The sequence below is a fragment of the Anabaena azotica FACHB-119 genome, from assembly GCF_014697625.1.
Lineage (GTDB): Bacteria > Cyanobacteriota > Cyanobacteriia > Cyanobacteriales > Nostocaceae > Trichormus > Trichormus azoticus_A.
Genome location: NZ_JACJSG010000013.1, coordinates 72398 through 86097, shown reverse-complemented (window position 1 = coordinate 86097; position 13700 = coordinate 72398). Strand labels below are relative to the sequence as shown.

The window sequence follows — 13700 nt, the reverse complement described above, 5'->3', positions numbered from 1 at the left end:
CTACTTGGTTTGCTACATAAATGATGTGCTTAATTATAATTAGTTTGATATGTAGGGAATGACTTTCTAAATAATAAAGATACCATTAATAACCAGTAAAAACGAATACAATAAAACCGTATTATTTTTATGATGATATTAATTAAATTGCTTCAAAAATGTTGAATTAAAAGGAAAAATTCTTATATTAAGAATTTTATAAATAGATTTACTTTATGCTATTTAAAATTTTTGTTATTTATACGAAAATCAGATACGCTAGTATATTGACTCGTTGTTGCTGTGAATAGATATAGGGAGTGAATGATTACTAGTATCTCTGTCGTAGAACTCTTTTGTGGTGCTGGAGGGCTAACTCATGGTTTTGAGAGGGCAGGTCTTCCAGTTATCGCCGGCTATGACACTGATCCAGCTTGCAAATTCCCCTATGAACAAAATAATAAATCAAAATTTATATTAAAAGGTGTAGAAGAGGTTGATGGTTTTGAATTAGCTCGTCATTTCTTAGAATGTAGTACAAAAGTTCTGGTTGGCTGCGCTCCTTGTCAACCCTTTTCCAGCTATTCAAGACGTTATGACGATAAAGAGTCAAAGTGGAAACTGCTCCAAGATTTCGCTAGGTTGATATACGAGTGCAACCCAGAGATTGTTTCTATGGAGAATGTACTTCAATTAAAACACCATTCGGTATTTAAAGAGTTTCTTCAGACTTTAGAAAGTTTAAATTACTACGTTGAAGTTTATGAAGTTAACTGTTTAGATTATGGTATTCCCCAAGCTCGTCGAAGATTGGTATTACTTGCTTCAAAATTTCACAAGATTGAATTAATTGCATCAACCCATACTCCCAAAAATTACAAAACAGTACGGGACGCTATTTGTCATCTTGAGCCTCTTGTTAATGGGCAAGCATCAACGATAGATAGACTTCATAAATGTAGTAGACTTTCTGAGCTTAATCTTCGTCGTATTCGCTCATCAAAACCTGGAGGTACATGGCGAGATTGGTCTGAAGAGCTAGTTGCTAAATGTCATGTCAAAACTACTGGCAAAACTTATCCGGCAGTTTATGGTCGGATGGAGTGGGATAAGCCTAGCCCAACAATTACTACACAATCTTTTGGGTTTGGTAACGGTCGTTTTGGACATCCTGAACAAGATAGAGCCATTTCTTTGCGTGAAGCAGCTTTATTACAAACTTTTCCAGAAAATTATGAATTTGTAGCGCCTAATGAGCCTGTAATATTTAAACACGTAGGTCGCTTAATTGGCAATGCGGTTCCTGTAATATTAGGAGAAATCATTGCCCAAAGTATTTTGAGACATCTGGAACACATTAACTAAAGCTAACTACCAGAGGAAGAGTTGTTACTACCAACATCAAGATATTCTTCATCAGTTAAGTATTGAGTAATGTTACGCAAAATTTGCCTTAAATATCTCACCACTTTATTCTTAATTTCTACAAGTTCATCTGCACTTTTGTCTCGCCCGACTTCTGCAAATGACTTAAAGCCATGTGCAAGAAGATTTCTGTTCGTTTTAACAGTTAATAAATCTTGTCCGTCCCCAGTTTTCATATAATCAGTTAGATAAGAAAAACCGTATTCACTAGCAGTTTTTCTGATTAATCTCCCGTCTATATTTCCTGAGAATAAATCTTGCCTATCGAAACAAACAGTAATAATGTCTAAAGATATAAGTGTTATGCTTGAAAAAATCTCATCAGGATTGCGCTTCTTCAAATTTTTGAGAACAATTTTTTTCAGTTCAGGTCTCATCTGATCATAAGATACTCCTTTAGAGCGCAACTCGTCAAATATCGCTTCTATAGCATTTCTCATCGTGGCTTCTACTAAGTTATAAAGTAAAAGAAATCCACTTGCTTTTAATGTTTTTAGCAATTCAGAATCAACCATTCTGATTCTTAAATTTCCGTTTAAATCTTTCATGCTTAGTTGGGTAGATCCCTGCTCTAAACTTTTTAAGAATATAAAATATTTACTTACCTCTTTAGAGCGTTCATTAAAGTCTTCAAAGAGGGAATTAGTCATGATTTGCCAAGAAGCTGGTCGCGCACATATTCAATACGTCTAATGACTTTAGGTCTAGAATTGCTAGCATCTGAAGTAGTGTATTCTTTAAATTCTTTGGAGTCAAGCCACTTCATTGAACTTGGCTCAAGCTCACTGTTTTCTCTTAAAGCAAGTGCAACACCCACAGAAATTGCTTCAAACCGGATTCTGGGCGTTTTAACATGACCTTTTGCTTTAGTAAATCCATTAGGAAAATATCTCTCGACAAAATCCAACATTCTATGAAACTCACGCCTCATTTCGTCAAAATTGTCAGATTTCGCATTATTATGTTCTTCCAAGTAGGCGTTTAAAAAAACGTTCACGTGCTTGCCAAAATTTTCATAATTATTCAAGTAAGCAAAGAAACGTAGTACAAACTCTTCTGCTTCACGCCTGCGTTTAAGGGCATCAGAAAGAGGACATAGCTCATCAAATTTTGGTTCTTTTGCTAGTTCCTCCAGAAGATCAACAAAAGGCCCTGGAGATATACCTCTACGCTTCTCCATTTCATTCAGTTCAACACTACCTGTATTAATACGTTCAAACATATCTCTTCGCGTTTCTTCATCAGCTTTTTCTGTTAGCACAATCATCCGAAGAGAAGAACGATTAAAGCGCCTTTGCCTAGCTAGTGGTAAATCACTATATTTAAAATTGTTTAGTTTCTCTAACTTTTTTAACCCACGTAATGTTAATTCATTATTAAGAAACCTATCTAAAGTACGAATACGTTGAGTTCCATCAACTATCTCTAACCGACCTAAATCATCTTCTTCTGGTCGTAAATCTGCAACAAAAATATATGGAATAGGTAAACCGAGTAGAATAGATTCAATGAACTTTGATTGCCGAACGTCATCCCAGGCCATCTCTCTTTGATAATCTGGTACATACAACTCATTAATGTCTTCCTCTAGCCCTTCTCTATATTTTTGGACAAGGACTTCTACTGGATACTCATTTGTGTTGTAATCGACTATCTTCTGTTTTTCCCTGATTTCTGCTTCTGCTTCATCCTTTGCCTCATCATTAATTTCTGGCTCAGGTGGTAGATTTGAAGATTTTGGCATTTTTAAATATAATTTAAGATTTAATATGATGAACTAGGTTTACCTAATTATATAATTATAACTGTTGTTTAATAGACTGTGAAGCTATCTGAGTGTATTAAACTCTTCAGCAATTAAAAACAGGACTTAAACTATAGGGTAAGTCCTGTTGTCATACTAATTCACAGGAGTTAAAAAGTGCGATCGCCTACACCTTGTCGTAGTTGGTTCATCACCTACGACCTGCTTGCAGATGCAACTTTAGCTTCTACTTTTACCCCCTTCACTCCTTTGACTTCTTTGACTAATTTTTCAGCTTTTTCTATTTCTCCCTGAGAACTAGCTACACCTTTCAGGGTAATTTCACCTTGTTTATTTTCTACTACAAATTTGTTACCGGGAATGCCAGCTTGTAATTTATTGCTAACTGCGGCTTTTAAATCTCTCTCAGCTTTTGTAGTTAATATTTTCTGTTTTTCTGTCTTATCTTTAACGTTTTTTCCAGATACTGGTGTGGTGGTTTCTTTGATAGTAGATTTGATAGTTCTACCTTCAGCAGCTTCTTTTGCTGGTGCTTGAGTAGCTCCAGTATTGCTGTTAGGAGCTTCTTGACAGCCAAAACTACCAACTATCAAAAAGCCAGTCACTAATAGGGAAAATAATTTTTTCATGTTCGTCTCCGAATGCAATACTTGAGGCGATAAATTGACCTGTGTGTTAGACTGAGTAGCAAAGTGCAAAATGGTTGATGCAGGCACAAGGTAAAACTATGACATCTGACTGTTAACGCCAAATGTCAACAGCCAATACGAAAAGATGTGCAAGTTAGATGCGTGACAGCTTAACAACTTAAACTACTTGAGAAGATTCAAATCCGCAAAGTTTTTCTCAAAAGTCTCAAGTTAGTTTTAGCCACAATTATCAACTAGCAATAATTGGCATATAGCAATCGTTAGATGTTATTGAATTCTACGATATAAATCCTGATTTTAAATTAATTTTTATTAAATCAATTGCTTTTTATTTAGATAAAAAAGACGTAAATTTAGTTGTATTGCAAACTACATTAGTGCTTGTATAAAATTTCATGAAAAGATTTTTATTTAAGAGTATATTTGCATCTGTGGATACATCATTTTCAAGTAATTTTTAAATGTTGTTTTGAATTTTCACTGTTAAAAGTAAGCATTAAACAGTATCTAGCAGATTATTTGAAAATCAAATATTATACTTATAGTAAAATATGCAGTAATCAAAAAATACACGCAGACGAGAACGATTTGAGTAGGGTGTCATGGCAGATTGTTTATTTATTACCTCCCAGCAGTTTACAAAAACTTTAAACTTTAGGGGGTTGACTTTAAACATTCCAGGGGAAATTGCGCCTATCTTGTTCGGTTATACGACTGTTATTAGGGCATAAATGACTATACCCTCATAAGTAGTAGAGAAATTTTTTGTTTCCCAAGCTGCTAGTCGCTCTCGAAATAAAGGGGTGAAATTTTGTGTACGAATGGATATTGCCAAGTCTGAGTGAAGTTTTAGCCGACAGTCAAGCAACTGTGGCTGAATGCTCACCAACAAAAGCCGAGCAACAGTGGCGGATGAGTCTCGCTGCAACAGAACATCTGCTGATTAATAGTTTAGTTGCTGTTGGGTCTGAGGCGCTTCAAGGATTGGTGTTAGCCGCACCCGCACCCCTATTTAGTCAACCTATCTTAACTCAAAGCTTACAGACGATTACTTTTACAGCCAAGCCTTTTAATCCTTTGGCGTTGATGCCGTTCCAAATGCCTGGTGCGATCGCTTTCACCCAACCAGAAGCTACCCCCTGTGAGTCGGTACTGCCGTTACTACCTGCCGATCCTTTGGCATCTGAGCAATTTTGTTTAGTATTTACAGATAAATTTAGATTAGTTTTAGTTCTCGCCACACACAAAGACGGTACAAAAGCGTTTTCATTTTCCTTTGAACCAGAGATAGTTGAGCAAGCTTGGCGATCGCTTGGTGCGCGGGTAATGCTAACTAATCCTGATTTGTTCTCAGAGTTGGATGGCTTAGTACAAAAATATCCCGTCGTTGCACCTGATTACCGCACAGTAATTCAGTTTAGCCAATTTTTACTTCAAGAATTACCGGAACTGGGGACTGGGGACTGGGGACTGGGGAAAAGCAGAGGGGAAGAAATACTCAATCCTCAATGTCCAATACCTAATCCTCAATGCCAAATACTCAATCCTCCATCAGTTAAACCCGATGTAGAATTGTTGCAGGCTTTTGCTCACGAAGTCCGCACGCCTTTAACTACTATTCGCACTATGACTCGCCTGTTACTCAAGCGGCGTGATTTACCTGCGAATGTGATCAACCGCTTAGAAATTATCGATCATGAGTGTACTGAGCAAATCGATCGCATGGAGTTGTTATTTAAAGCCGCAGAATTAGAGACTTCCGCCTCTGGAAAATCTGCCCATACTCATCTAACAGCGATGGCTTTAGATCAGGTGTTACAGCAGAGTATACCACGATGGCAGCAAGCAGCAGAGCGGCGTAACTTGACTTTGGATGTAGTTTTACCCCAACAATTACCAACTGTGGTGAGCAATCCTAATATGTTGGATCGGGTACTCACTGGGTTAATGGAGAATTTTACCCGCAGTTTACCAGCCGGGAGTCATATTCAAGTACAGGTAATTCCCGCCGGGGATCAACTAAAATTACAATTATCTCCGCAAACTCTCTGCCCACATACGAATAAAACAACTGCACCAGCCACACCACCAATTCGCAAAGCTTTGGGACAATTACTCATGTTCCAGCCAGAAACAGGAACGATTAGTTTAAATATTGCGGCTACCAAACATCTATTTCAAGCGATCGGCGGTAAGCTAATTGTCCGTCAACGTCCCCAATACGGCGAAGTCTTAACTATTTTCTTACCTTTAGAAGTAAGTAATAAGCAGAATTTGAGCTTAAGGAAATGAGGGGACTGGGGGAGCAGAGGAGCAGAGGGAGATAATGATGCGGGCAGGGGGCAGGGAGCAGGGGGAGAAAGACTTTTCACCTTTTTGCACAGATGCACCGAATTACAACTAATTAGGCGGACATGATATTAGGACATAGGTAAGTCATAAAACCCTTATAATAACAAGCTTTTAAGGCTGTCACCCTCCGGGTTCGCCAGTTCCCTACGGCGGGAAACCCGCCTACAGGACTGGACTCACCTGTCCCCTGTCCCCTATCCCCTGGGATAGAATCCCTCGAAGAACTTCTCGCTCTCGACTATACGACAATACGGTTCAGATAAGAATAATTAACCGCCGATTAACGCCGATTAACGCCGATAAATCAAGATGTTTAAACAGTATTGTCACCGAATCTAGCCTTAACTGAACTGTATTGGACTATACGAGGTCAAAGCGATCAAGATTCATCACTTTGTCCCACGCTGCCACAAAGTCATGCACAAATTTTGGCTGCGAGTCCTCCGATCCGTAAACTTCAGCGATGGCTCGTAGCTGAGAGTTCGAGCCGAAAATGAGATCGACACGAGTGCCTGTCCACTTGAGTGAGCCTGTTTTGCGATCGCGACCCTCGAACACATCTTCCGCCTCTGAAATCGCCTTCCAAGCCGTGTTCAGATCGAGCAGGTTCACAAAGAAATCATTGGTCAACGTCTGTGTCCGAGCAGTGAATACGCCGTGTTTGGACGCGCCAAAGTTCGCACCCAAGACGCGCAAGCCACCTACAAGAACTGTCATCTGAGGCACTGACAAGGTTAGCAATTGTGAGCGATCAACCAGCAACTCCTCTGGCGATTCGCTGTGTTTGCCGCTAAAGAAGTTGCGGAACCCATCTGCCTTTGGCTCAAGTGGAGCAAAGGATGCTACATCCGTTTGCTCCGGCAACGCATCTGTACGTCCTGGCTGGAAGGGAACCTTGACATCGTATCCGGCGTTCTTTGCCGCTTGTTCAACACCTGCACATCCGCCCAGAACGATCAAGTCAGCGAGCGAAACCTGCTTTCCACTAGACTGCGAACTGTTAAACTCCTCTTGAATCGCCTCTAAGCTTTGCAGCACTGTTGCTAATTGAGCAGGCTGGTTGACTTCCCAATCCTTCTGAGGCGCAAGACGGATGCGCGCCCCGTTCGCTCCACCACGCATATCGGAGCCACGGAAGGTCACTGCCGATGCCCAGGCTGTCGAAACGAGTTGGGAAACAGACAGCCCCGAAGCAAGGATTTTGCCTTTGAGAGATGAGATGTCCTGCTCATCAATTAATTCATGGGTGACTGGGGGGATGGGGTCTTGCCATAAGAACTCTTCCTCTGGAACCTCTGAGCCGAGATAGCGCGATCGCGGGCCCATGTCGCGATGCGTCAGCTTGAACCAGGCACGGGCGAATGCTTCTGCGAACTCCTCCGGGTTCTGTTGGTAACGCCGCGAAATCGGCTCATAGATGGAATCCATCCTCATGGCCATGTCCGCCGTGGTCATCATGGGGGCGTGCCGTTTCGACGGATCGTGCGCGTCGGGTACTGTATCCACGCCTGCGCCGTTCTTAGGCTTCCATTGCCAAGCGCCAGCATGACTCTTCGTCAGCTCCCAGTCATATTTGAACAGGGTGTCGAGATAGCTGTTGTCCCACTGTGTCGGAGTAGGAGTCCATGCACCTTCGATACCACTGGTGATCGCATCAACGCCGACACCCGTGTTGAAACTGCTCTTCCATCCGAGTCCCTGCTCTACGATGGTAGCACCAGCAGGCTCATGACCTACGTGCGATGATTCACCCGCACCATGACATTTGCCAAAGGTATGTCCGCCGGCAACGAGCGCGACCGTTTCTTCATCGTTCATCGCCATCCGACCAAAGGTTTCACGGATATCGCGCCCTGAGCCGACCGGATCGGGCTGGCCGTTTGGCCCTTCCGGGTTGACGTAAATCAGACCCATCTGAACGGCGGCGAGGGGATTCAGCAGCAAGCGATCGTCGCTGTAACGCTCATCACCGAGCCAGGTTTTTTCAGAACCCCAGTAGATATCTTCTTCTGGCTCCCAGACATCCTCGCGCCCGCCGGCAAAACCGATCGTCTTGAAGCCCATCGACTCCAGGGCGCAGTTGCCTGCAAAGATCATGAGGTCGGCCCAGGAGATTTTCTTGCCGTATTTCTGCTTGATTGGCCAAAGCAACATCCGCGCTTTGTCGAGGTTGGCATTGTCGGGCCAACTATTGAGTGGTTCAAACCTCTGGCTACCCGATCCCGCACCGCCGCGACCGTCGCCAATACGATACGTGCCTGCACTGTGCCAAGCCATGCGGATGAAAAGCGGCCCATAATGACCGTAGTCAGCTGGCCACCAGTCCTGAGAGGTGGTCATCAGGTCGAAGATATCTTTCCTTACGGCATCTAAGTCGAGACTCTTGAACTCAAGAGCATAGTTGAACGCCTCACCCATAGGATTGGACTGGGGTGAGTGCTGGTGGAGTATGCTCAAATTCAAATAATTCGGCCACCAGTCTCGGTTTGATGTCACATGACGAGCCTTAAGTTTCTGACCTCCGCCAGTAAACGGACATCCACTTTCGCTGCTCATAATATTTCCTGCCAAATGTTGTGATGTGGATTTTTTGATGTATTGCAGGTACTCTAAACAAATAGTACATGGGCAGTTATTGGGATAATCGATGAGAAATATAATCTAAGAGAAATATAAATAACATTATGATTTGAAACAATTGGTTATATCAGTAGCCAAGCTTTGGGTATTGTTTCTACCAGATGAGTAAATGCGAAAGAATCCATCAAATTCACTGATGCTCAGAAATAAAAGTAGAGACAGCATGGACTTGGAAATGGGAACGATTGCTGAAATCTGCTAATCATTCCACTGCAACCAATCCCTACTGTGGAAACTTGATCAATAGCTTCAGGGGACTTGAGTCCTTTCCAAGTCTGCGGTGCTTCCTTCAACTATGCGATCGCTCATCTCTTTGCACCTCCAGATATGCAAACATAGCAATCACAATCCTGTTTTTCTTTGCTCACTCGAACCAAGCGATCGCCTACGGCGGGCGCTAAACTGTATTTTACACTGCTATTTTTTAGCGATCGCAAAACTTTTGTTCAATACTTAGCTAAGTAACCAGTATTTTGTATGGGATAAAAACCAGATAAACAATCACAGTATTGATATATAAACTGGTATATCATATGTAAAAAATGCCTGAGAAATTTGCAAATTTAACTAAAATAGCCCCAATGGGGGCTATTTTTTATTTCTAATTTGTCGCCAACACAATCTTTTATTTGAATAAAAAAGTTTGGCAATCAGAGCATATTTGTAAATTTATTAAACCTATTGCACGAATAGTTAGTAAATCAATAGTTTCATTTCTAAACATATTGATTCAGTACTGAATTTATCTCCTTTTCCCGTACCTTCTTGACTAGCGAAGATGAAACTGCACTTCTGTTTCTAAAATCTTGATGTCGTAGTTGCGGAAGAAATCATGACCTAGTAAACCGAACTGTGCTTTTGGTGCGATCGCTACTTCGATGTTCTTGGCTATAGCTCCACCTGCTGCTATTGATGTTATCTTACTAGTTGAAAATTCCACTTGTGTACCATCGGCAATTTGCGCCTGCATGATACCTGTGGGTTGGAGTTGGAGAGCGATCGCTAATTTCAAGGGTATGAGCGTATTATTAGCGCCTGTATCAACAATCATTTCAAAAGTTTTCTTGTTATTGAATGTGACATCAATCACCGGGGTTCTACCCAACCTGCGCTTAATAGGAACCCGAAAAACCCTTTCTTCACTCTCTTGAATTGCCTTTTTCCCACCACACATTTTTCTCAAGGAAATAGTTCTCCCTGAGCTTGTTACCATAAAACATTCACCTGGATCTTCTGCATTTACAGGGTAGGCAGCTGTTAAAGACAGTAGCATCGGTATTAACGTTATTAAGCATAACTTCAAGTTCCTATTTCTATCCCTCCCAGCGTTCTTCATAATTACCTTGTTTTTAATATTGTTCACAATAAATTTTATAGTCAAACAAACTAGATATTTTTACAAAAATCTACGATAAATTTGCCTCATTTATTCCTAATTACTCTCTTCTATAAAAATTAATAAATTCGGCAAAAAATTTTTGACTTTATACTATTTATACATATAAATATTATATATATTTACAGACAAAAAAATTAAAGATTCAATGAAGACTCAGTAAAATCACTGCCATAACAAGTTAGTAGTGGCGTGGCAAGGCTAAAATATTGCAATAGCAATCTATTATCTGCGTACCCTGCGGGTTCGCGGTAGCGTTGCGTAGCAAAGGCTGCGCCAACATCTGCGTCCATCTGCGTTCGATTTTTTCCAAATCTATTGCCGAATTTTAGCCTTGCCACGCCAGTAGGGTGCGTCAGTTTAAATATTTTTTTGCTGTAGCTAGGGTTTCTCGTAAGTAGCGCACCCCAGATTTTCGATTTTACTGAGTAATAAAATTACATCATTTTTTCTTGGTGCAAGATGTGAATTACCCCAATACCGCCTGACTGTACGCTCTCATCTCTCCATTAAGCCGAAACTGCGGGGTACAAGGAATCTCCCGTAACTGCTGCAATACGTCCTGTACTTCCTGTTGGCTCGGATGTACTGATTTTTCTTGTGGCTCGGTGTAATCATCATCACTAGAGTCTCCTGACTGAAAATTTAATGCAGCAGGGATAAAAGTTAGTGCTGGTTATGTTACGAATATTTAGCAGATTATTGCTTGCTTATATATAGGTAGTGTATGGTTCTTATGGTGATAACAGATTATTGTTACATCAAAATCTAGTTAACACTCTTCCCGCATTTCATATGAAGACACATCTGTAAACTATCAACAGATAAGGCTTTTAGGACTCTAGCCGCGTTCAATTCTATGTATAAAATCCGATATCCGACTTCTGCAAGAAATCGGAGAAATACAACTTGCAAGTCAAATATATGACACTTGCATCAGTCCTAAAAGCAATGTTAAAAGCCGTTACTAAATTTCCCAAATCTCTGGTAATTAAGTATCACTAAATCCCCAAAAGTGATATTAATTTTTACCAACAAAATCATCAGACATTTAGAATTAAATGGCGGAAATTTGGCATGGCAACAGAAAATTTGGAGTTGATATTTCATTTCGATTCAGATTATTAAGGAAAGAAAATGGCTAAAAAAATAGTACCTGTTTTAACTTCAGATTACTCCGGTGAAGGATTGGATAAGCTAAAACAAGCTGTACAAAAATTGCTGAGTGAGCGAAAAAAATATCAATTGAGGCGGGGCGATCGCGTAACTTATGAAGGCATAGAAGAATTACTCGGTGGTGATAGCGAAGCCAAACGGCAGGTAGAAGCTTGGTTTTTAGGGCCGAGAGGGGAAAATGAGGATCTTTTTTCCTCACTAATTGTAGAAGCCCTAGAAGACCACGTTCGTTGGCGGCAGGACTTCCACCCCGAAGATCCCGCAGCGATTACCGACAGCGACAAACAAGACGCGGGCTATATAGAAGCTGTCAATACCATACGTACCGAGTTTGATAAGCTTCTAGGCGATCTCAAAAAATCAGCCCCCTTCTTTAGTATGCGTTACCAAGGACACATGACTTGGGATCAAACGCTACCGGGAATGGCGGGTTACTTCGCCGCTATGCTCTACAATCAAAACAACGTAGCTCTGGAGGCTTCGCCCATCACCACAGTGCTGGAAGTGGAAGCCTGTGATGACATCTGCTGGATGTTAGGCTACAGAAAAACAAACCTCAGCGAAACAGATCCAGCCCCTTGGGGTCATCTAACCTGTGGTGGCTCGACGGCAAATATTGAGGCGCTTTGGGGGGCGCGAAATCTGAAGTTTTATCCTCTTTGTTTGCGTCAAGCCTTGAGAGACTTCAAGCCGGAAGTTGCTCTTGACATAGAGGTGACATTACCCTCTGGGACGAAAGCCAAGCTAAATGATTTGGATACTTGGCAAGTATTAAACCTGCCAGTGGATGAAGTGCTTGGTCTTTTCAACCGCCTACAAGACGAGTACCAAATTGACCCCGACGAACTCAATGCAAAGGTTTCCGAGTACTCACTGCAAAATCTCGGCTTCATCAAATTTGCCAATCTATTCTTAAAAGATAGCGATGTCAACGAACCTGTGATTTTCGTTCCTGGCTCGAAACACTACTCGCTTCCCAAAGGTGCAGCCATCCTGGGTATCGGTGCTAACAATATGCAAAGTATTCCCCTGGATATCTATGGGCGGCTGGATATAGCTAAACTAGAAGCCGCGATTGATGCTGCTATAGAAGCCAAACAGCCGATTCTCGCCGTGGTTGCAGTCATTGGTAGTACCGAGGAAGGAAACGTTGATGCGCTAAAGGAAATTTTGGATCTGCGCGATGGCAAATATCACTCCCAAGACATCGAGTTCGCCGTTCATGCTGATGCAGCTTGGGGAGGTTACTTTGCCTCACTCATCAGAGAGGCATCAGAAGATCCGGGTCTGCGGACATTGAGTGCGCCAGCTCCAGTTCTACCTATGAGTGACTTCGTTACCGCACAGTATGAAAACCTGTACCGAGCCGATACAATTACAGTTGACCCCCACAAAACAGGTTACTTACCCTATCCAGCAGGTGCGCTTTGCTATCGTAACATTGCCATGCGGAGCTTGATTGCTTTTGAGGCTCCCTACATCAACTCAGATCCCGATGCGAAACCTGAATTAATTCTTGGTACTTACGGTATCGAAGGCTCCAAACCAGGAGCCGCAGCTGCGGGTGTATACATGAGCCATGCGGCAATTCGTCCCACTAAGGAAGGATACGGTAAAATCTTGGGACGTAGCATTTATAACTGCAAAATGCTGCACTTGCGACTGTTGCAGGTGAATGAGCAGGAGGAAGACTTTATGGTTGAACCTGCGCCAATAATTCCCTATGAAGGCCCATTTGCAGAATGCAAGAGTCAAGCAGAAGCGATCGCCTTGCTGCGTCAAAAAGTTGCTAACCAAGGTCATAAAGCCATTCTCCAAGATAGCGACCCTGAGTTTTTAGAACTGTTGCGGCAAACAGGCTCAGACCTGAACATTCTCACCTACGCCTTCAACTACAAAGTTAACGGTCAATGGAACCAAAACCTAAAGGAAGTTAATGCTTTCAATAAGCTGATTTACGATCGCGTTGGTATTAAAGCGGATGTTGCGGATATCAGCGTGTATACAGTGATTGTCAGTACAACCGATTTCATTAAAAAGACATACGGGGAAGTATTCTTTGACGACTATAAACAGCGCTTGCTGCGTTTGGAAAGCCCAGTGAGCGATCCTGAAGATCAGGCGATTACGGTGTTGCGATCAGTAGTTATGGATCCGTGGATTACTGAAGATTTGAATGGTCAGCCATTTGTGAACACAGTTGTCGAGGAATTATGCAAGGTCGTCCGTGAAGTTGTGCAACAGGTACAGGAAGATCCCAGCTTAGTACAATCTCAGCCATAGTCACCTTTGTAGGACTTACGCAACTGGCAGATTT

At 41.9% G+C, this 13700-nt stretch carries 10 protein-coding genes; 4 read left to right on the top strand and 6 right to left on the bottom strand.

Annotated elements, in window-relative coordinates; all coding sequences use genetic code 11:
- The first annotated feature begins 303 nt into the window (after window positions 1–303).
- The gene (locus H6G83_RS11610; protein WP_190471619.1) at window positions 304–1344 is read left to right on the top strand and encodes a DNA cytosine methyltransferase; all 1041 of its coding nucleotides are present in this window, start codon (window positions 304–306) and stop codon (window positions 1342–1344) included.
- Between the two features lie 2 nt (window positions 1345–1346).
- On the opposite strand, the gene H6G83_RS11605 is transcribed toward H6G83_RS11610, so the two are convergent.
- The 3 genes from H6G83_RS11605 to H6G83_RS11595 form a co-directional block, all read right to left on the bottom strand.
- Window positions 1347–2054, bottom strand: a complete 708-nt coding sequence (locus H6G83_RS11605; protein ID WP_190471617.1) for an MAE_28990/MAE_18760 family HEPN-like nuclease — start codon at window positions 2052–2054, stop codon at window positions 1347–1349.
- The gene (locus tag H6G83_RS11600; protein WP_190471614.1) at window positions 2051–3148 is read right to left on the bottom strand and encodes a DUF262 domain-containing protein; all 1098 of its coding nucleotides are present in this window, start codon (window positions 3146–3148) and stop codon (window positions 2051–2053) included. The genes H6G83_RS11605 and H6G83_RS11600 overlap by 4 nt, the downstream gene beginning before the upstream one ends.
- Window positions 3149–3363: 215 nt before the next feature.
- Window positions 3364–3798, bottom strand: coding sequence for a BON domain-containing protein (locus tag H6G83_RS11595; protein ID WP_190471611.1), 435 nt, complete (start codon window positions 3796–3798; stop codon window positions 3364–3366).
- A gap of 834 nt (window positions 3799–4632) precedes the next feature.
- Here H6G83_RS11595 and H6G83_RS11590 point away from each other — a divergent pair.
- Window positions 4633–6111, top strand: coding sequence for a sensor histidine kinase (locus H6G83_RS11590; RefSeq protein WP_190471608.1), 1479 nt, complete (start codon window positions 4633–4635; stop codon window positions 6109–6111).
- A gap of 420 nt (window positions 6112–6531) precedes the next feature.
- Here the strand turns inward: H6G83_RS11590 and katG are convergent, their stop codons facing one another.
- Window positions 6532–8727, bottom strand: a complete 2196-nt coding sequence (gene katG / locus H6G83_RS11585; protein WP_190471605.1) for a catalase/peroxidase HPI — start codon at window positions 8725–8727, stop codon at window positions 6532–6534.
- 364 nt (window positions 8728–9091) lie between these two features.
- On the opposite strand from katG, the gene H6G83_RS11580 reads away from it, so the two are divergent.
- Complete coding sequence (locus H6G83_RS11580) at window positions 9092–9268, top strand: hypothetical protein (RefSeq protein WP_190471602.1); 177 nt, start codon at window positions 9092–9094, stop codon at window positions 9266–9268.
- Window positions 9269–9580: 312 nt separating this feature from the next.
- On the opposite strand, the gene H6G83_RS11575 is transcribed toward H6G83_RS11580, so the two are convergent.
- Together H6G83_RS11575 and H6G83_RS11570 are read right to left on the bottom strand one after the other, a co-directional pair.
- The gene (locus H6G83_RS11575) at window positions 9581–10147 is read right to left on the bottom strand and encodes a retropepsin-like aspartic protease family protein (RefSeq protein WP_190471599.1); all 567 of its coding nucleotides are present in this window, start codon (window positions 10145–10147) and stop codon (window positions 9581–9583) included.
- Window positions 10148–10344: 197 nt separating this feature from the next.
- Complete coding sequence (locus tag H6G83_RS11570) at window positions 10345–10500, bottom strand: hypothetical protein (RefSeq protein WP_190471596.1); 156 nt, start codon at window positions 10498–10500, stop codon at window positions 10345–10347.
- An 844-nt stretch (window positions 10501–11344) separates the two neighbouring features.
- On the opposite strand from H6G83_RS11570, the gene H6G83_RS11565 reads away from it, so the two are divergent.
- Window positions 11345–13666, top strand: coding sequence for a pyridoxal phosphate-dependent decarboxylase family protein (locus H6G83_RS11565; RefSeq protein WP_190471593.1), 2322 nt, complete (start codon window positions 11345–11347; stop codon window positions 13664–13666).
- Window positions 13667–13700 lie beyond the last annotated feature (34 nt).